The following is a 20354-nucleotide window of genomic DNA, read 5'->3' as shown; positions in this document are numbered from 1 at the left end:
GCCCTTCGTTTGCTCTCGGATCCTTTCTTTGTGTTGTATGGAGATTCTTACTTAGAGTGCGATTACGAAAAAATTCGGAGGGCATTTATCGAAAGCAAAAAATGGGGAATGATGACGGTGCTGCGTAACAAAAATCGATGGGACAAGAGCAACGTGGATTTTCGTGATAGCAAAATTTTCGCGTACAATAAAACCAATCAAACAACAAACATGCAGTATATCGATTATGGACTGAGCCTTTTTCAAAAAATCGCCTGGCGAAAATATCCTGCACGTAAAACTTTTGATCTCGCTCAGGTGCACGTAGAGCTTCTTCAGCGCGATCAACTGGCAGCCTATGAAGTGTTTCAGAGATTTTACGAAATCGGTTCATCAAAAGGCCTGCAGGAGACACGTGCCCATCTGGCGTCCAAAAGCAGGAGAGCACACTTAAATCCATGAGTTTTATCCGACAATACCTGCAGGAATCCAAAGAAGTCATCAGCCGGTTGGACGCGGATGTGCTGGAACGCATGGTGGAGTTACTGGCTAAAACCAGAGAAGAGGGCGGACGCCTTTTCATACTGGGAGTTGGAGGTAGTGCCGCGAATGCATCACATGCTGTCAACGACTTTCGCAAGATCGTTGGCATTGAGGCTTACACGCCTGTAGATAATGTGTCCGAACTGACCGCGCGAATTAACGATGAAGGATGGCAAAGCGCTTTTGATGGTTGGCTACGCGTCAGCCGTCTGTCCGAAAAGGATCTTGTACTTGTGTTTTCCGTTGGAGGTGGAGATTCGGAGAAGAATATCAGCCCGAATCTCGTTGCCGCGCTGCAGCTGGCGCGTGAAGTAGGCACGCGGATTATCGGTGTGGTGGGCAGAGACGGAGGCTGTACAGCAAAAATGGCAGATGCGTGCCTGATCATTCCCACGGTCAATCCAGAGCATGTCACCCCGCATACAGAAGGTTTTCAAGCAGTGATCTGGCATCTCTTGATTTCCCATCCCCGTTTGAAGAAGTCTCAAACAAAATGGGAGTCAGTTGCGGATGACTCGCGATAAACGCCGGTCCATCTTCCTTGACCGGGATGGAGTGATCAACAAAGCCCTGATAAAAGACGGTAAACCATTCTCTCCTCCCTCGCCGGAATCGGTTTCCATTCCTGAAGGCGTGCCCACCGCGCTACGCAAGTTAAAAGAAGCAGGGTTTTTGTTGATCGTGATTACAAATCAGCCGGATGTCGCCAGAGGAAAACAAACAAAGGACGTTGTTGAACAGATCCATTCCATGCTTCGTTCTCAGCTGCCTCTTGATGAGATCATGGTTTGTTATCATGATGATGAGGATCATTGTGGCTGCCGCAAACCTCAGCCCGGAATGATTTTGCAGGCGTCGCGTAAGTACTCAATCGATCTACCTTCCAGTTTTGTAATCGGAGACCGTTGGAAAGATGTGGAAGCGGGAAAGAGAGCCGGTTGCAAAACCATTTTTGTTGATTCACGATATCTGGAAGAAAAGCCAACGGCAGACCTTGCTGTGAATTCACTGGAAGAAGCTGTCCCCTGGATTCTAAACTGGTAGGGGCAGGCCTTGTGCCTGCCCTTTACGGGCGACCACAAGGGTCGCCCCTACTGCTTTTTCGCTACGGCGATCAGGTAAGCCGGCAGCCCAAACCAATTGTAGGAAAGAATTCGAAAAGGGATTCCCTGGCCTTCAAACAAACGAACCAAATCTTTTTTGTAAAGCAGATTGAGATTCTCTTTCTTGCTATAAAAAGTATCACCGCCCCACGAAATAATGTTCCTGTACCAATCCATCGGAAGCCAGTGAAGAAAAGGAAGCATTTTATGAAAGTCTATCGGGTAGCCACGGTTTGGTGTCGTAAGAAAAACCTTGCGGCTGATCCGGAGCACTTCACGCACAAATTCTCGCTGGTATTGTTCCTCCCCTACATGTTCCACGACAGCGTTGCAATAACAAATATCAAAGTGATCGTCCGCGAAGGGAAAGGTTGAGCCGGGCATGTGCTGGACATATTTGGTCCCTGGAAATATTTGTTCAAGAAAAGCGCCTTCGTGAATTCCAAGCATCGTTATCCGCGAAAGATGTGGGTACAGTTGTTCTAAAATATTCTCTTCCAGCCTATCCTGTTCGGTTACGGAAACGCCGATATCCAGAATGCTGCATTGCGGAGAAGGGGACATCTCACGTAGAAATAGTTCGTATATTTCTGTGCGGGCGAGCCGCGACATCCTGCTGACGAGTTTACTTCCGGCCAGATAATTATTGTAGAAGGTTTTGTCGCTCATCCGTATCTTTTGCGATGCTCGGATTTCCCCTCCTTATGAAGGAGGGGATTAAAGGGGAGGTTGGGTGACGTTTGAATAAGACAACCCCCTCTTCATCTCCCCTTTATAAGGGGGAGAGAGAGCAGCGCATCCTACTTTATACCACGACGAGAAACCATGTTAAGATCTAGAAGCCCGGATGCGTCCCACCCAGAATCCTTTCAGCCTGGTTTCAAAAAAGGATCTAAAAGATACATTACCCATACTTCGAAGAATTCTTCCGGTTTCCATTGTTCTGGCACTTCTTCTTGCTAAATTTGATCTGTATGGTCCTGAAAGATACTTCGCGGATATAACCATCACTGCAACCGGCCAAACATCATCCCAAAAATCAGGCTCAGCCGTTGTTTGGCTGACTTCCCCCAATATCCGGGAACTGCAACGCGTGGGTTTTGACATTCAAAAATCGGACGGATGGGAGACCAGGAATGGAATCTTTATTTCTACGCGGAATCAGCCCGCAACATTGCGTTTCAGTGGATATCTACCTGAGCCGATAACGCTACAACTGATTCAAAGTCCCTACTCAGGATTGGCGGATATTTTGCAATCAACGGCTTTCATATCAGAGTCGATTTGTTCTCAACCGATCAGAAAGTTCTTTCGATCGATACCCAAAATCATTTGTTAAGATCGGATCGTTCTTCTCTGTCGATCGCTATGGAGTTTTTACAAAAATTCGCCATGAATCTTCTCTTGCTGATGTTCCTTTTCTATCCTGTCTACCGAAAAATTCCAAAGCCGTCTCTTGAGAGCGATCATTCAAAACTCACTCTTTTGATTGCGCTCGCCGTTTTAGCAGTCTTGATTCTGGCCTTCTACCCGGGCGTAATGGTCTATGATTCCTACGAACAATACTGGCAGGCAATTCATTTCTGGTTCGTGGATTGGCATCCGCCCGTCATGGCTCTATTGTGGTCAGCCACTGACAGAATCATCAAAGGATCAGGAGGAATGCTGCTTCTGCAGCTAACAAGCATCGTCTACTCTTTCTATTTGTTATCCAGGGTTGCCGCCAGGAAAGACAAAAAACGATACTGGCTCCCTCTCTTTGCAGTTTTTCTGCCTTTCGTTTCGTGCTGCATTTTTTTTCTTATCAAAGATGTCTCATTGGCCGTCTCTTTACTCCTTGCTTTTTCTTTATGGTATTTTTACCGCGCCGCGGGCAAACTGAACTGGCCCAGGATGTTGTTGATTCTGCTGATTCTCTTTTAGTCGGCTGCCGTCCGAAAGAATGCACTACCCGCCGTTCTTCCGTTGACCTTTGTTTTTGTCTTCGATCTGGTGGGTTCGTGGAAGAAAGCATTTGCATTATCTGTTCTGGTCAGCTTCTTCTTTTACCTTGGCAATGAACTGCTTGTTTTCCGTGTTCTTCACGCTGATCGAAGGCATCCATTTCAGATAATCATGATGCACGATCTTATGGGAATTTATGACATCACCCGGCGCAACTACGTGCCAGACAACTATTTGAGTAAGCCGCGGTTGGACGAAGTGATGCGATTCTATGATCATAGGATCTCGGCTCGTACAACAGTTTGGGCGCCTGTTGATTGGTTCATCTCTTACGATGACAATGTCATTTCCGGTTTGAAAACTGCCTGGTTAAAGGCTATCCGGGAAAATGTGATTGCCTACGTGACGCACCGTTGGATTCTTTTCAAAAGTTTTCTGACTGATCGCGATGGAAAGGTGAATCATTTGTACGCTGTATCGGATTGGCATGAAGTTATGCAAAATCCACCACCTCTTCTGGAGGAAACAGCCCTCGGGAAAATTCACACTGCTTATGTGAACGGAACGTACAAATTGCTTGGTTTTCTCTTCAAGGCTTATTTCTGGCTGATCATTTCTTTCGTGCTTCTTGGTTACGCGATAAGACGCAAGGTCCTCATTGTAGGAGCACTCGCTTCTTCCTCTTTGCTTTATTTTGCCCCCTATTTCTTCGTTGCGCCTTCGGTTAATTACCGGTACATCTACTGGCCGGTGATTGCCTGCGTTGTATCCATCATCGTGATCTGGATCGAAACAGATTTTGTTCAACCAGGTGTAACGAGAAACAAAAATTGATCGCCCTGTCTCATTTTCATCTCGATTTTGAAATGATCGGCCAGTAATCTGGAGACAATCCAGTTCCATCTCCAGTCTTCTTCCCAGCTGCAATAATAAAGCAGAAATGACTTGTGAATCTGAGTAAATCGTTCGTATGGTTGAACATTTTTTATCGGAAACCACGGTTTCAGATTGAGCATCCCTCGATCGATTGTATCGTGTCCCAGGTAGCGAAGAGACGCTTCGGGATCTGCGAGATAGAACAATCGCCCGGCAAGATCTGCCGGACCGTAGTACCAGACCTGCTGTGCCGGATGGACAAACCAGGAAACAATTGGAATCTCAGTTTCCGCGTTGTGCTGTAGAAACTGAACCGTGCGCTGGTAAGACGAGGCATCTTCTTTACAGTCGTAATAGTTCGCTACGGCCATACCCAGGAATCCTGCGAAAAAGAATGGCAGAATGAACGTTTCGAGCTTCTTTGGGCCAAGCGAATCATAGATGCCATAAGGTATCAGAAGTGCGAAGCCGATCACGGATAATAATGCGTGCCTTCCTGTTAAAGCGCCGGTAAGGAGCTTGGACGCGATCACAGCTATAGGCGAGATAGCAACGAAACCAAGAATGGCTGTCAACTCATGGGAGCGAAATGAGTGAACACCAGCTCTTTCCATTGTCGACGCGCGCAACATCCAAAAGACTCCCGAAAGTAATACAACAAAAACAAGAAACACCGCCATCGGACCGAGAAGATAATCATAAAAAAGAAAGATATCTCCCCATTTTGGCTTTGCCCAGAAACCTCCTCCATAAGAAGCGGAAGCTCGAAGCAAAGGCAAAAAAAGAAGAACAGGAAGAAGCGCGAGGATGAATGTAATCCAGACCGGATAATCTATCCTTTTCAGCAAACGAATACGGATGACTTCACCAAGAATTAAAGGAACAAAAAGCAAGATACCGGAATAGTGACTCAGGAACGCTCCGGATAAACTTAAACCGAGTCCAATCATTTGCAGCTTTCGTGGCCTGTCTCCTACCGCGAGCCAGCAAAGCAAGGCGCATGCGCCAAAACCCAGAACAAGAGCATAGGGTCTGGCTTCATAGGCGTAAGAAAAGGCAGGTGTCATGGTGGGAAGTAACATCGCAAGAAATCCGCCGGCTGCTGACATCCGAATCGATACGATTCGGTACAGGCAGAAACACAGTAAGAGGAATCCCATCATCTCCGGCATTCGAATTGAAATTTGATTGACACCGAAAACGGAGGAGAACACCTTGGTCAACAGGACAAACGTTGGCGGAATCTGATCGGCCCCAGTGCCCAGCGCCCACCAAAGATCAGGCCAGGCTAAGCGCGTGAAGTAGAGAGTGTATAGTTCGTCGTTCCAAAACAGTTTTTGTGATGCGAGAAAACAGGCGATTGAAAGATAGAGCAAACAAAAGAAGATCAAAAGAGAAGTTTTGTTGGACTCAACCATTTCTGGAAACCGAGATACAGATCGGGGTGACACGCTGGATTCATCAGTCATGGCTACTGAGACGAGATCAGGAACAGAAACTGGTTTCCATCTCTGCCCTTCATTTCGATTTTCCTGTGATCGGCGATCAAGCTGGAAAGTATCCAATCCCATCTCCAGTCTTCGTCGGAGCTAAAATGAAGGAGAAAAAAACGCGGATAAGATCTGATAAAGAGATCGTAAGACCTGACGTTTTGGAGCGGCCACCACGGTTTGAGATCAAGTAGACCCCGGTCGATAGTGTCGTGATTCACATAGCGGAGGGACGCCACGGGATCGGCAAGATAGAATACTCTTGATGAAAGGTCTTGTGGGCCGTAATGCTGAATACGAAAAAAAATATGTGAATACGAACATACCACTGGCAGATCGCTTCCGGCGTTGACCTTCAGAAATTCAGTCGTCTGATTCATAGCGTTGTAGTCATCAGTCCACCTGGAAAAACTGAAATAAGTGTCAATTATGAATCCTGTCAGGAAACACAAAAGCACTACAATCGCGACTTTTGTCGTTTTCAGAAAATACCAGAAGGAAAGCGCAACAAGAATACTGAAACCGATGATGGAGGATAATGCGTACCTATCGACAAAGATTCCCGTTGTGATCTTTGCTCCGGTAACGGCGACTACTGGAAGCAGGACAAAAGCTGTCAGGGCAGCCAATTCGTACGGTCGAAAATTCCTAATGGTAGGACTTGAAGGTTTGTTTTGCCCGGTTCTAAAGAATAGAACAGTCAAAATACTCGCGAAAATCAATGGCACAGCGGCGGAATCGAGCAAGGATTGATAAGAAAGAAACATATCGCTCCAATTTGCTTTACTCCAAAAGTTCGTCGCGTAATGTAAGGAACCTCGGAGCAATGGGAGAAATAAGATCAGAGGAGTCAGTGAAAGAAAAAATGCAATCCAAACGGGGAAATCCAACCGGCCCATCGACCTGGTGCGCACAAGTTCTCCTACAACAAGGGGAAACAAAACCAGCATGCCGTAATAATGACTCATCCAGGCCCCGAGCAAACTGAGAAAGAGAACGAATAGATTTCGTTTCCTGTTACGGTCTTCGGTGATGGACAACCAGCAAAGAAATGACAGCGTGCTGAAACCGAGGACCAGGGCATAGGGTCGCGCTTCGTAGGAGTAACTGAACGCCGGCGTGATCCACGGAAAGACCATTGCAACAAGTCCATAGGCTGGCGTTATCCTTTGCGAAACGATTCTGTAGAGACACAAGGACATTACCAGGAAACCGGCCGTTTCAGGCAGCCTGATCGAGATGTGATTCTCGCTAAACATCCAGCTTGAAACTTTAGTGAGAAGAATCGAAAGCGGTGGAAGCTGATCGCCACCAGTGCTTAATGCCCACCATAAATCCGGCCAAATTCTTAGCCGTGAGAAATACAGGGTATACATCTCATCGTTCCAGAACACTTTCCGAAATGAAAGCAATCCTGATGCGGCAAAGAAAATTACACAGAGTCCCGCCACAAAGTAAGATCTGTTAGCCTCTAAAAAACTTCCGAAACGGTCAAGAAGCGGATGGATGTTTTCTGAAAACCGGCGGTTAGGCTGATCTTTTTCTGTTACTTCAGAAAGCATTCAGGTGGAAACTCTTTCAGCCGATTTACGGTTGTTTGACATAATGGGGTCGCGCGCTAACAATGTTACCATGACAGACGAGATTGGCTATTCACTGGTATTCCCTCTTAAGGATGAAGAGGAAAACATACCGGCTCTTCTTCAACACATTTCACTTTTTCTGAAGGAACTGGACGGTCCGGCCGAGGTGATTTTTGTAGACGACGGAAGCACCGACAGGAGCGTCGAATTGCTGCGTGAATATCAGGGCAGCGATTCCAGACTCATCCTTGTAGAATTATCACGAAATTTTGGCCATCAGATCGCGATCACGGCCGGTATGGATCTGGCCAGAGGAAAAGCGGTGATCGTTCTCGATTCTGATTTACAGGATCCTTTGGCGGCAGCACACGACATGATTCAAGTGTGGAAGGCGGGCTATGAGATTGTTTATGGCGTGCGTCAGGCAAGGAAAGATGAAACATTGCTCAGGCGATTCGTGCCCTGGGTTTTTTACAGGATACTGAATCGAATCACGGAAGTTGCGATTCCTGTTGATGTGGGAGATTTCCGTTTGGTCGATCGCAAGGCGGTGAATGCTTTTCGCGAGATGAGAGAGAGAAATCGTTTTGTCCGCGGCATGTTCGCATGGATCGGATTCAGAAGCAGAGGGGTTCCTTATGTGCGGGAAGGGCGCCCGGCAGGCAAATCCAAGTATGGCTGGAAAAAACTCTTGATTCTCGCGATTAACGGCATCTTCAGTTTTTCCAGTTTTCCACTCAAACTTTCGATTGGAATGGGTGGCTTATTCATCGCATTCTCTGTAATCGTTGCAATTCTGTATGCAATTCTAATTCTGGTTGGATTTTATAACTGGAACTGGCGGGCATCCATTGTGTTGCTCATTTCGTTCCTGGGCGGAATGAATCTGCTGATGCTCGGCACGCTCGGACTGTACGTGACCAGGATTTACGATGAGGCAAGAGCCCGCCCGCTTTATATTATCCGGAACCTTTACCGGGCTGAATGAACGTCTTTACAACACAATGCCAGGCACGTCGCGCATATTCGGGCATTCTCTATGAAAGCGATTCACCATTTCTACCGTGCGCATCCATTCATAGAATAAACTCTTGGTGCTAACAATAATCGTCCCCGCGTTTTGCATCCGGCTCAGTGCGATTTCTTGCCCGGGCGCAGGTGCACCGGTTGCGTCAGCAACCACAGCAACGCGATAACCTTGATCGAGCAGGCCGATGGCGGAATGCGCGACACAAACATCCGTCTCCAGGCCGATCAATACAGCCGTTTTGCGACCGGTTTGCTCAACTGCCGTCAGTATGTCCTGTTGGTGGGCAAGGCCAAATGAAACTTTGTCAAATATGGGAGCGTCAGCAGGCAAGTACTGAATCAGTTTGGGCGCAAGCGGCTGTTTGTGGATTTCTTCTGCCGTTACAATCAATGGTATCTGCTTCCATTGCGCGACCGCGATGAGCCAGCATACACGACTTAGCAACAGTTCACTTTCCTGGACCGGTAGTTTATCCAAGAACGCATTTTGAACATCGATGATAATCAATACGGAGTCCTCAGCCTCAATCAGGGATTGAGATATTTTCTCGTTATCCATCAAGTATGCTGTCCACTCAGCTATGCATTACTATAGGTCGAACTTTGTTTTTTTGAAAACAGTTTAGATCTGTAATTTTGGTGCCTACAGAACACTACATTCTGCTGCTTGATACCATTTTGGTATCAAAATGGAAGAGAATGGTACCAAAATGGATCACCATGGGTCAAGTTGATGCCAAAATGGTGCCAAAACGAGCCATTTTGGCATTCGCTGGCGAGACGCCCGCGCTACTTCGATTAAAAGATTGGTACACCGACACCTTCCTTGGCGTCCGGGCATTCAATTCCGTAGTACGGATTGTAGGTCTGGAAGTATCGGCGCGCGTCTTCTGCATTGGTTAGTTGCTGTGATACTTTCCGCCGGTAGTGATAGATATAGAGTTTGTTGTACGGATGTGTGGCGGTCGCACCATAAAGAATTGTTTGAACTCCTTCTTCAGTAATTCTTACTGTTGGCCGTATGATGTCGGCGTTCAAACTGTGGTCTTGATAAAAAAGCCTTAACGCTCCTGCCAGATCCCAGTTCGATTCAAATACAATCCCCGGTCCCATGTAGGGACACACTCCATCCAGAAGAAGCGTGCTTTGTGGAGGAAGTGAAGGGTACTGCCGGCGTATATCCGCTAAAACGTTCTCCTGTTTCGAATAGGCCACAATCCAAAAGTGCGCGATCGTATTGGTGACCAGAACACCGGCGCCGCAAAAGAATGCAAGGAATGAACAGAAGAGAAGAAGGCGAAAATTTTCTGATCGAATCTTACCAGCCAGCCAGCCAATTATTCCAACGATAGATAATGCAACCCCCACCGTGGCTGCAATGGAGGTTCGATTGTTCAAACCGGCAGGCGTGGGGTCGGCATTCTCGTTCGTGATGAAAATCAAATATCCGAGAATAAAAACGAGCAGACCGATGAAAAACAGATTCCCGTACCTCCTCAGCTCCGATGAACCGGATCTAATCGCAAGCCGATGCAGATACAGAAATACCGCAATTCCAACGCACAAACTCACCGCAAGTATCTTCCAATCCGGATAATCGCGCAGAATTCTACTTATTAGAAGGGGAAGCTCAATGCCGTATTTGCCATAGCTCACCACAACCGCCTTTGCTATCAACTGAATAAACCAAATTACATGATCCATTGGACCTTGCATGATCACGCGGGTAGTCGTGAACGCTTTAAAAAGGATTACCAAAAGGAGTGCAATGAAGTTCGTTCCCACAAGGCATACAAGTTTCCTTCCAGTGATTCCCTGATTCGATTCATTCAGTTGCTGATTTCTTTTCCAGATCAAGAAGGTGCTCAACAGGAATAATGGAAGGAAGACTTCATACGCGAGTGTCCCTGCGAAAAGAAAGAGAATTCCGAGCAGTTTCCATAGCCAGATCCTCAAACCGCTGACCTTCAGCATCTGGAGATCGCAACAAAAACTCAAGAAATAGGATGCCATGCTGAGGTTCGCGCAAAAGAGAATCGGCCAGAAGCGATCTGTCGAGTAATGAGGGATAAGCCCGAACAAAAGCGGCACCGAAACACAAACAAGGCGTGGCTGACTCAATTGTGAGAGAACCCCATAAAAAGAAAAGATTCCGGCAAGAAAGACAAGGTGGTTTACGAAATGATATCCAAACGGGTGCAGGTCAAATGCCTTATAAAGGGCTGCAAAATAGAAAACTTGAACGGGGCGCATCCAAACGACGGGACCATTCAGTGATTCGTACAACCCCAGTAAGGAGCGGTCGGGAGAACTATAGGATGCGCCGAAAAACGCCCAGTCGTCACTGTAAAAACCAAGCCCTCCTATGTAGAGGATGAAAGAAAGAGTGATGACTAAGGCAAGAAACAAGTAGTCTTGGGCGTTTTTAGAAAGCCGGATCACTTCTCTCCGAACCATTCTAACAACTGTTTTGAAAACTGATCCCCATCCCAGTTCATCGCCTGAAAACGCGGTAGTTGGAATGGATCCATTTCATCTTTCATCACTTCGGGAGCCGTGGAGCAGGAACAAAGAAATCCGGCATCCCGGAGAATCGATATTGTGTCATTGGAATATTCTCCATGCGGATATGCGAATGTATCGACAGGAGAGCCCAAAATCTCCTCCAGTTGCGCTTTGGATCCTTCTATCTCCTGACGTTGTGTCTCGCGTGAAAATTTTGACAATACGGGATGCGTGACAGAGTGTGCTCCGATATTCATGAATTCCCCTTGCGCCAACAAACTTACTTGTTCACGCGACAGGGTTTTGTGAGAAGGGCGGGATTCTCTCGTTGTTCCGGCCCAAACATTGAGTTCATGCAGAATATCCTGTTTTTGTGCCTCATCTAAAGGTTGCATGAGCTGCCAGATCGCATAATACGTGGAATGACGCCATGTTGGAGGTTTTTCGTCCGTTCGCCATTTCGAATAACGCAGCGCGTCCTCTGCACTGAGATTGCTTGAATCGGCGAGATTCCAAACGTGTTTTTTGCGCTCAATCGTCAAATGAACGGATTCCGGGAGTGTTCCGGGCTGCAAGAAGATTCGCTCCAGCTCGTCCCACCAGAATTCATTTTGTTTCTCTATCTGTCCGCTGACCAGAAATACTGTTGCCGGCATTTCAAATTCTTCAAGAGAAGGTTTTGCCAGCTGGAAATTATCGTAGTAGCCGTCGTCAAACGTAACAACGACTGAACGTTCTGTTATGCCTCCACTCTTAAGATGCTCCATTAGCTTTTTGAGCGCCAGCACTCTGTAAGATTGTCGAAGAACCTCAAGCTGTTCGTGAAAGTGTTTTGGTTGAACGCACAGCTCCCAGGGGTCGGCATTCAGATCTGCCACGCGGTGATACATCAAGATCAGTCCTTTCATGATCCGGCCTATCTCCCTGATCCGTTTTATCCCCTACAGTGTAATGTCTTTTCCTTTGATCACTTTAACAATGACTTTTGAAAGCGTATTCGCTGACGTAAGCGGCAAATGATCGGAGACATCCTGAAGCAGGAAAATCATATGATCGGAGACCCAATTTTCTGTAGCTTTGCTCCCGGAAGGTCCGGTTTGATCAAAAATTTGACCATACGCCGTATCCACGTGCACTTCAACTTTTTTTGCGCCCCGCGAGTTCCATGTCAAAGTTGTTCTTCCCACGCCCGAGTTGTCTGAAATCTGAATCGGATTAGGTTGAGCCGTGATTGATCCGGTGCTCTTGCCGCGCAAAAAGCGCCAGAGCGACGTGCTCAGGTTCCATGCGCCTGTCTTCGTTTTCACCGCACATAAATGACAACTTTGTCTGATGGCCCTTTCACAATTGCGAAGCTTATATCTAAAAAGAATCACTAACCCAGAAATCGCTTCCTTCCAATTGTGGTGTAATAGATCGCACCGGATGTCCTCCATCACTCTTTTGCCGTAGGATTCTCGAAACGTGACTCTTCCGGTCCGGTTAATTTCTCCCGAATATTCTTTCGCAAGAGCTTTTGCCGCTTGAGGCAGAACAGGGCTCAGAGGGTCTTTCGAGTAATAATCCTTCCATCGAGCTCCTTCCGGAAGATCGAAACGAAAATCGTTTCCGTTCAAGAAATGAGCAGATCGATGGGATACCACGTAATCTTTCCAATTGGTGGAGAAAATCTGGGGCCATTCGTGGCGGCCGCGAAGATCCCGCGCGCGTTTCCTGTTTTCCAGCCTTGCACGAATCCTATCTTGAATCTGGCAGGGTGTTCGAAATTGATAATGCCGGTTGAGCAATCTCCTGGAACAAGGTTTCGAGCGGCTGAACAATCCATATTCAGGAAGGAATTTAAAGAATCGTTCTTCACTGTAATTGATCAAATAATATTTTCTTCGCTCATAAATAGGCAGCCCCGAATCTTCTTTCTCAAACTCCTTCAGGTCCATATCGGTAAAGAGAAACTGCGCCTGGTAAGTCTGGATAAAAGTCGCCTTTTCCTTTTCAGCAAAGCGAATCAGTTCGAGCGGATCATCGACATAGAATTCATCCGTATCGATCATCGCGATCCAATCTCCTTCTTCGTACAAACTGCGATGTTGCTCTAACAAATCGAATCGCAGTTTTTCTGTATAGATTTCCTGTAGTTTCTGCGGATTGTAAAGGATGTCTTTGAACTTCAACGCCTTTTCGAAGGTATCGTCCTGCGATCCAAGATCAAAAAACAAAATAGTGTTGTAAACATTCAAGTCTTTCAAGAATGCGAGAAGATCCTCGATAATATCTGACTCGTCTTGAGCGACGAGCAGTCCGTGAAGCTTCATGTTCAAGCTTTGACTGCGCGGAGCGCGATCAGCACTTCATAATCCGGATCCTGATAATCCAGTTCTTCGCGCTTTAATTCTTCGGATGCGACACCTTGCAGAAAAGCGGTTGCCGCCAGAACATTGCCGTAGACCTGAACGTCGACTGTGGTGAAAAACTCTCCGAACAGCCTGCGGGCAGATGTGCTGGTAAAGGCCCAGTACCAGGAGCCGGACCATTCGGTGTGACTGATTCGCGAGATGCCGGGGAAAGTTGCCAGCAGGACTCCACCCGGTTTCAGGATGCGATGAATCGTTCGCAGCGCGGCGCGCGTATCGTAAATAAGCTGGAGTGTCTGTGTCAGAACAACGCAATCGAATCTGTTGTCAGGAATGTGTTCTGCGCATGTTAAATCGGCAACAATTGTTGCTTTAGGATTGCCCTCCTCAACGTGAAGCACATCTCGAACCGTCGTGCGATTGCCCCCAAACCTGCTTGTATACATGTCGTCTTCGATTTCCAGCGTGCGATCATGAATATCATCCGCGTGTTGTGCGAGAAAAGATTCGATGTAGTAACGGTCAATCGGCAGACCCCTGTCGAATCCCCAATCGAGGCTAATCGGTTTCAAGCGCCGAAAACTTCCCCATTCAAGATGCTGCGATCCGGTTGGATTCGTACTTTTTCCAGCTTTCGATAGAGCTTTCTGAACTGTGTTCCAAACAGCGCCATCTTTTATCTTTCGTTCGGATAGATATCGCTCAAACCACTCGAGAAAATAGCGACGCACGGAATCGGATTCCCCCGATGCAGTCACCACGGAATCACAGGATTCCGGATGATAGCGGTGTTTGTCCCAACATTCATTCGAAACGAACACGGGATGATTCAAATACATTTTTGCAAGAAAAGCCTGATCTTCAAAGAATTGAAACTTGCCCTGGAAGTGTTCTTCAAAACCGCCCAGCTGCTCAATGGTTTTTCGTCGAATCATGAGATCGGAAGGACAGGGGGCTGTTCCAGCGCCAAACGGATGCAGCAATGGAATCAAACCGGGAGGTTCGGTTACGGTCTGATGTGTAACGCCAAGTTCTGGAATGTAGTCCTTTTCAAGACCTGTTGGTTGATTGGTCCAGCCATGCCAGTACTGTGTGGCTCCGTAAATCATTTGAGCGCGTCGTTCTGTTTCAAGAATTGCAACCTGGCGTTCTAACTTATGTGGGAACCAGAAGTCATCCGCATCGATGAACGCTACATATTCCCCGCGCGCGTTTCGAACACCGAGATTCCGGGTGGCGCTCATGCCGTGATTCTGATGTCCAGTGTGCTCCAGATACCTGACTCGGTCCTGATTTTCTTGCGCGCAACGTTTGGCGATGTGAGTGCTTTCGTCTGAAGAACCATCGTCTACAAGCAACAATTCCCAGTTCTTATATGTTTGAGCGAATACACTTTCGATCGCCTCGTTCATGAACTTCCGCGCGTTGAAGAAGATCATGATAACAGTCACCAGTGGTTTGTTATCTTGGTTTGCGTCAATTCGGCGCTGCAAGCTCAAGAGTCTGGACAGCGAATCATGAAACGTCGTTTCGCATACGCGAACATCGAATCTTTCTCGAATTTTTTTTGCAGCATTCTTGCCCAGCCGGGAACGCCGTTCCGAATCCTTGAGCAATTGAGCAATGGCGTCGGCCAATGCATCTGAATCTCGTTGCGGTACAAGAATTCCATCCAGGGCCTCTTCGATTACTTCAGGGATGGAACCGGCGTTTGTTGCCACAACAGGAAGACCGGATGACATTCCCTCAAGCAAGGAAGTCGGTATGCCATCCTTATCTCCGGATTCTGTTTGAACAAACGGAGCAATGAAGAGATGCGAGCGTCGAAAGAACTCCTTGATTTCAGATTCGGACTTCTGCCCTTCCAGGTGAATGTAGCCCGTGAGATTCAATTCTCCGATTCTGGCTCTCAGCTTTTGAGCGTAGTCCTTGCTGGAACTACTGCCGTCCACATCACCGATCAGATGCCATTCCACATTGAAACCGCGCTGCCGGAGGGTCTGGATTGCTTCAGAAAGGAAGAGCAGTCCCTTTTTAGGTTCGATTCGACTTACGGAAACCAAACGGTAGGGTTCCTCATTTTTTGGCTCGGCATGCTTGACCACCGGGAATTCTTCGGCGTTGATCGCATTCGGCTTGATGATGATATTGTTTGGATTCGCGGTCCGCAGAATTCGAAGCAGCTCCTGTTTAATTTGATACGAAGTTGCAATTACAAGACTGCATTGCTCAAGGTGAAGTGGTACCAGCTTGAAGACATAATCCTGCAGCATGTGATCTGCGTAACAACTCACTCCTCTGGGAATTCCCAGCAGATATGAGGCAACGAGTCCAAAGAAAGTACCTTCGTAGAAAAAGTAGGTGTGCAGGTAATCGGGCCTGTAAGCCTTAACCATTCGCGTAAATGCAAACGCTTCCTGGAAATGATGGTGAGCGCGCAATTCTTCGGGCCGTACACCCGAAGCTTGACAAATGAGATCCACCAGCTGATCGATTTTCTCAGGCATTCTTTTTGCAAAATACTCGTAATCGCGCTGGCAAACCTTGTGATGAAGATTCAACCTCATTCTCGAATGCCAGAGCGCATTAAATTGTGATGCCAGTTGTTTGCGTGAGTCCTGATTGGAATAGAGAAAGCGTACCTGAAAGCCTTTACGAATTAGCTGGGTGAGCTCCTGATAAACGAATGTTTGAGAATAGATCGGAAAACTCCAGCAAGCAGTTGCAAGAATCCGGAAACGTTGTGGAAAAAAAAGTCTCGCGATTGTCGAATCAGCTCTCAGGCGAATGCACTGTATCCGGTGAAAGAGAATCGAAAAATTCTCTACGATCCTCTTTCTCAGGTAGCGAAATTTCAGCTTCCTTATCATCCTTCAGCGACCGGTTACTCCTTATTTACAAGGAATAGGATCTGGTTTCCATCCCTGGCTTTGATTTCAATCTTTCTTTTATCGGCCAGCAAACCTGACAAAATCCAGTTCCATCTCCAGTCTTCGTCAGAGCTGCTGTAGTACAGATAAAACTGAGGATTCGATTGAAGAAACAAATCGTAGGCTCTCACATTCGGTATCGGAAACCATGGCCGGAGATCCAGCAAACCCCTGTCTATTGTATCGTTTCCAAGATATCCAACGGAAGCTTTAACATCTGCCAAATAATAAACGCGTTCAGCAAGATCTTTCGGCGCGTAATACCAGAAACGCAATGGGGACCACCAGGAAACGACCGGTATATCTTTTTCGGTATTCTTTTCCACGAAATCAAATGAGCTTTTGACATTTTTAGAATCTTCCGTTACCGTCGTAAAATCAATAACGGATCTTGCCAGGAACCCGATGAAAATGCAGACAAGCCATAATGCGACGATTCTCCTCGAAATGGAGAAGTAGTAAATTGCGAAAGGAACAAGCACGCTAAAGCCGATGACGGCGGTGATGGCATAGCGTTCCGAAAAAGCTCCAACAATGACTTTTCCAATCAATACGCCGACTACCGGTAACAACACAAATCCAACACCGGCGGCCAATTCATGTGAAACGAATGAACGACCTGGACCGGACCATTCTGTGAACCGGAATCTCAGAAGGAGCGCCGTCAGAATACAAACGAGCGCGAATGTTAACGCAGCGGGCCGGAATAATGAGTCGTAAAAATGAAAAATCTGGCTCCACACAGGTTTTGACCAAAAATGAGGAGCATATTCGATGGAAGCATTCATTAAGGGAAGGAAGAGAAGGAGAGGAGTGAGCGCCATAAAAATAGCGATCCAGACTCGATGGTCGAACTTCCGCATGAAAAAAGTCCTCACAAGCTCCCCTAATATGATTGGAAAAAACAGTAAGATTCCGTAATAGTGACTCATTAAGGCGGCGGCCAGACTTCCACAAAGCCCAAAGACAAACAACTTTCTGTTATTACCCTCAACTGCCCGCTGCCAGCAGAGAAAAGCCATAGCACTACAACCCAGCAAAAGACCGTAGGGGCGCGCTTCGTAGGAAAAATAGAGCGCGCTTGTTATCATCGGAAAAAGCATTGCAATCAATCCATGTATCGATGAAGTCCGGTGGGACACAATGCGATAGAGGGAAAGCGACATCACCAGAAATCCAATCATTTCCGGCAAGCGAACGGAGATCTCATTGGTGCCAAACAAAAGCAGGCAAAACTTCGTTATCATCACAAAAGTAGGAGGGATTTGGTCCGCTCCGGTGCTCAGCGACCACCAGAGATCCGTCCAGACCGGCAGTTTTGCAAAGTAGAGTGTAAAAAGTTCATCATTCCAAAAAACCTTGCGAAACGAAAGAGAAGAGACAATCAAAAGGTATAGCCCACTCAGAACAATCAAGACAAATGCTGTTTTCGTTTCTAAAAAATGAATTATCCGATCCGTGAACGCAGGAAGACCCTCTGCCGGCCTCCTGGAAAATTCCAGATCGTCCGTAATCACACCATTCTTGCCGTGCGGGGTATTCATTTTCAAATGGCCTGGGTTGTTTTCGCCATCTTTACGTTTTCAGAAGCGATCCTGAAAAGAATCCACAACAGCAGGAGTTGGGCGAAAAAAAGGAGTGACTGCAATAAATTCAGCGGGGCTTGCGCGAAAAAAAGATCGAACATTTCAGAGGAGTGGCTGCTAAAGAAAAGCGCAACCAGGGTCATCCCCATGAGAGTTTGATTCCTATTTAGAGCTTTCCTTTCATAAAGCCAATAAATCGCTATTACAAAGGAGGCAACAGTAAAGCCGTAAGTATGTTCCCACGCTGTCGGCGAAGATAATGTAATTGCACTAAGGGCAATCAACCATCCCCAAATACCAGTATTGGTCTCCGCCCGGCGTTTCCAGCGCCAGTACACAGCAGTGCCGAGTAAAACCAGAGTGCCGAGTAACGTTGTAACATGGACCAATGGACGATAGGGCGCGTAGTGGTACATATCGAAGGCCAGATTATTGCGCTGCACAACAAGCCGGTTGATCAAACCATTGATCGATTGATTCTTATAGTAGTATTCACCACGACGGCTTATTTCACGTGTCAATTTCATATAGTCACCGTACGAGGAAGCTCCAAGAACAAGGATCGATGAAAGAAAACCGATCATAAATACTGTAAGCAACGCGATGGCCAACGCTTTACGCTTTTCAAGTAACCCCCAAATCAGCATGAGGCCATATTGCGGTTTGATCAGGGCTGCCAGACCGAACAATATTCCTGCCGTGGAGTATTCCTTCCTGACTATGAAGAAAAGCGCGAAGAGGATAAGAGTGTTAATCCACACTTGAATTTGGCCCAAGCCATACGCCTTAACGTATGGATAAAACGTTCCTGCGAGCATTACGCAAGACAGCAAACGAAGGAGTCTGTCCCAAACGCTGTCATCAGCTTTGTTGCAAATCCTTTCAATCAACAACCATAAGGTGAGAAGTCCGGCCCAGAAGAAGACAGCATTGACCTTTCTGTCGAAAAAATCAAAGAAATGATCCCTGGACCAGTTCGCGAATGGAGCAAAGTACAACAACGCGCTCGGAGGGTACTGATATTTGTACCATACCCCAGTAATAGCCCCGTCTTGATTCTTAATCAGAATTTGTTGATAAATGGACTGGTCCGGCGAGCTCTTGTGTTCTTGAAGGGCTTTGTAGATTGGCATTGTGGAGTCCGACGCAGGTTGAAGTTGATGGGAAATAGGAGGAATTTCCAGCAGTCCTACAGTTGTGAAATACCAGGCGATGAAGAAATTCAAACTGGCGACAGTTGCGATGAAAATGGAGAAAGGTTTCGGGGCCCTTTTAAACACCATTAGTGCGAGTAATACACGAATCACTGACAAGGGTCAATAAGAGGTCGTTTCTCAGCGGTTGAGGGTGCGTCATTGTCGAACCAGTTTGTGAACTCGCAAAAATTTTTGTAACTCAGCTGCCACGATGGCGTGGGCAATTTCATTTGGATGCTGATCCACGTTTGAATAAACCACAAGTTCTTCATAGGAGTGTCTTTTAAACAGCGATTTCCCGACATCGAATAAAGGGACATCCGTTCCTTTCAGCTTTAACGAAATGAGGCTGGTCAGGTCATTCCACATCTCACCGGAATCCGTCTTGCCCTCATAATCAGAATCGATTCTAAACAGGACAACTGCGAGCCTGCCGCCAGATTCTCGAACCTTATTGTTCAGTTGAACGATCTCATCCACTGGCTGAGCTAAATCGGGTGTAGGACGGTCGGCGCGATGCTCCGGCATGTTGGCCCATGGAAGAACCAACCGGTCGATTCTTCCAGCAGGTTCAAACCCTGCCCATAGAGATTCTTCCCAGAACCGCGGAAGAATCAGCAGAACGATGTCCGGTTGGTACTTCGCAGCATAGAGTTGATAAAACATTCTGTTTTCTGATATTCCATATCCATGGATCCCGCAGTTGATAACGTCATAAGTCCCGTAAAAGCCGCTGCCATGCGTCGTCTGGTTCAATCTCTGTTCGAGTTTGAACGCGAATGTATCTTCTTCATATACACCTACTCCGAGCGTGAACGAGCCATCCAGAACTAAAATTCGTAACGTTCCATCAGGTTTAGGATTGACATAATCACGCCCGCGGCAGCCCTGCTGATTGAATCTGTAACTCACAAAATATCTTGGAGATGGAGTCTCTGGAGCAACAGGTCTGTTATCTGACAATCGAACCAAATTGACGGAAGATAAATCAATAGAAATATCGCTTCCACCCAAATCAAAATGGATGCGTGCATTTTTTTCGTTGTCAGTGGCAGTGAACTCGTGTTGAAACGCTCGCCACTCCGGTGTCAACTCGATCTTGTTGTACAGACCCAGTCCTGTCCACGGGGTATCGCCCCGCGCAAATCCCACAAAGGCGCTCCGAGGTTGATCAGTTCTTGCCCTGAAGGTAATCCTGTAACGTTCAGTCGAGTTTACCGGCAGGTGTTGCAAATTGAG

At 47.0% G+C, this 20354-nt stretch carries 18 protein-coding genes; 7 read left to right on the top strand and 11 right to left on the bottom strand.

The genetic code is table 11. From position 1 onward, the window contains the following. The 3 genes from L0156_04500 to L0156_04490 form a co-directional block, all read left to right on the top strand. Window positions 1-441 (top strand): nucleotidyl transferase (locus L0156_04500; GenBank protein MCI0602252.1); only part of this gene is annotated, 441 nt, incomplete at its 5' end. Beyond that, window positions 438-1046, top strand: coding sequence for an SIS domain-containing protein (locus tag L0156_04495; protein ID MCI0602251.1), 609 nt, complete (start codon window positions 438-440; stop codon window positions 1044-1046). The genes L0156_04500 and L0156_04495, both read left to right, overlap by 4 nt. Further along, window positions 1033-1566: an HAD family hydrolase gene (locus L0156_04490; GenBank protein ID MCI0602250.1), complete on the top strand. Its 534-nt coding sequence runs from the start codon at window positions 1033-1035 to the stop codon at window positions 1564-1566. Before L0156_04495 ends, L0156_04490 begins: the two co-directional genes overlap by 14 nt. A 47-nt stretch (window positions 1567-1613) precedes the next feature. On the opposite strand, the gene L0156_04485 is transcribed toward L0156_04490, so the two are convergent. Then, window positions 1614-2294, bottom strand: coding sequence for a class I SAM-dependent methyltransferase (locus L0156_04485; protein MCI0602249.1), 681 nt, complete (start codon window positions 2292-2294; stop codon window positions 1614-1616). A 178-nt stretch (window positions 2295-2472) separates the two neighbouring features. On the opposite strand from L0156_04485, the gene L0156_04480 reads away from it, so the two are divergent. Genes L0156_04480 through L0156_04470 form a run of 3 tightly spaced genes read left to right on the top strand, consistent with a single transcriptional unit; the run spans window position 2473 to window position 4403 of the window. Further along, the gene (locus L0156_04480) at window positions 2473-2964 is read left to right on the top strand and encodes a hypothetical protein (GenBank protein ID MCI0602248.1); all 492 of its coding nucleotides are present in this window, start codon (window positions 2473-2475) and stop codon (window positions 2962-2964) included. Window positions 2965-2993: 29 nt separating this feature from the next. Continuing rightward, window positions 2994-3548 (top strand): hypothetical protein, encoded by a 555-nt coding sequence (locus L0156_04475; GenBank protein ID MCI0602247.1) that lies wholly within the window; start codon window positions 2994-2996, stop codon window positions 3546-3548. A gap of 42 nt (window positions 3549-3590) precedes the next feature. Continuing rightward, window positions 3591-4403, top strand: coding sequence for a hypothetical protein (locus L0156_04470; GenBank protein ID MCI0602246.1), 813 nt, complete (start codon window positions 3591-3593; stop codon window positions 4401-4403). On the opposite strand, the gene L0156_04465 is transcribed toward L0156_04470, so the two are convergent. Then, the gene (locus L0156_04465) at window positions 4373-5863 is read right to left on the bottom strand and encodes a glycosyltransferase family 39 protein (GenBank protein MCI0602245.1); all 1491 of its coding nucleotides are present in this window, start codon (window positions 5861-5863) and stop codon (window positions 4373-4375) included. The genes L0156_04470 and L0156_04465 overlap by 31 nt on opposite strands. 53 nt (window positions 5864-5916) lie before the next feature. Next, a complete protein-coding gene (locus L0156_04460; protein MCI0602244.1) occupies window positions 5917-7497 on the bottom strand; it encodes a glycosyltransferase family 39 protein in 1581 nt (526 codons plus the stop codon). Between the two features lie 70 nt (window positions 7498-7567). On the opposite strand from L0156_04460, the gene L0156_04455 reads away from it, so the two are divergent. Then, a complete protein-coding gene (locus tag L0156_04455; GenBank protein MCI0602243.1) occupies window positions 7568-8506 on the top strand; it encodes a glycosyltransferase family 2 protein in 939 nt (312 codons plus the stop codon). 6 nt (window positions 8507-8512) lie between these two features. Here L0156_04455 and L0156_04450 read toward each other — a convergent pair whose 3' ends face one another. The 8 genes from L0156_04450 to L0156_04415 all read right to left on the bottom strand — a co-directional run. Continuing rightward, on the bottom strand, window positions 8513-9106 hold the full coding sequence (locus L0156_04450) for an isochorismatase family protein (GenBank protein ID MCI0602242.1): 594 nt from the start codon (window positions 9104-9106) through the stop codon (window positions 8513-8515). A gap of 239 nt (window positions 9107-9345) precedes the next feature. Continuing rightward, window positions 9346-11004: a hypothetical protein gene (locus L0156_04445; GenBank protein MCI0602241.1), complete on the bottom strand. Its 1659-nt coding sequence runs from the start codon at window positions 11002-11004 to the stop codon at window positions 9346-9348. Continuing rightward, window positions 10986-11960: a polysaccharide deacetylase family protein gene (locus L0156_04440; GenBank protein ID MCI0602240.1), complete on the bottom strand. Its 975-nt coding sequence runs from the start codon at window positions 11958-11960 to the stop codon at window positions 10986-10988. The genes L0156_04445 and L0156_04440 overlap by 19 nt, the downstream gene beginning before the upstream one ends. Window positions 11961-11993: 33 nt before the next feature. After that, entirely contained in the window at window positions 11994-13364 is a 1371-nt protein-coding gene (locus tag L0156_04435; GenBank protein MCI0602239.1) for a glycosyltransferase family 2 protein, read from the bottom strand. Between the two features lie 2 nt (window positions 13365-13366). Beyond that, complete coding sequence (locus tag L0156_04430) at window positions 13367-16273, bottom strand: glycosyltransferase (protein ID MCI0602238.1); 2907 nt, start codon at window positions 16271-16273, stop codon at window positions 13367-13369. 14 nt (window positions 16274-16287) lie between these two features. Further along, window positions 16288-17877: a glycosyltransferase family 39 protein gene (locus L0156_04425; GenBank protein MCI0602237.1), complete on the bottom strand. Its 1590-nt coding sequence runs from the start codon at window positions 17875-17877 to the stop codon at window positions 16288-16290. Window positions 17878-17879: 2 nt separating this feature from the next. Beyond that, window positions 17880-19202 carry a DUF2029 domain-containing protein gene (locus tag L0156_04420; protein MCI0602236.1) on the bottom strand — a complete coding sequence of 441 codons (1323 nt, stop codon included), beginning with the start codon at window positions 19200-19202 and terminating at the stop codon, window positions 17880-17882. 69 nt (window positions 19203-19271) lie between these two features. Beyond that, window positions 19272-20354, bottom strand: a 1083-nt coding sequence (locus L0156_04415; protein MCI0602235.1) for a hypothetical protein, incomplete at its 5' end; no start/stop codon positions are given.

The organism is bacterium, from assembly GCA_022616075.1.
Lineage (GTDB): Bacteria > Acidobacteriota > HRBIN11 > JAKEFK01 > JAKEFK01 > JAKEFK01.
The sequence above is the reverse complement of the archived record's forward strand: the minus strand, read 5'-3'. Positions and strand labels throughout refer to the sequence as shown.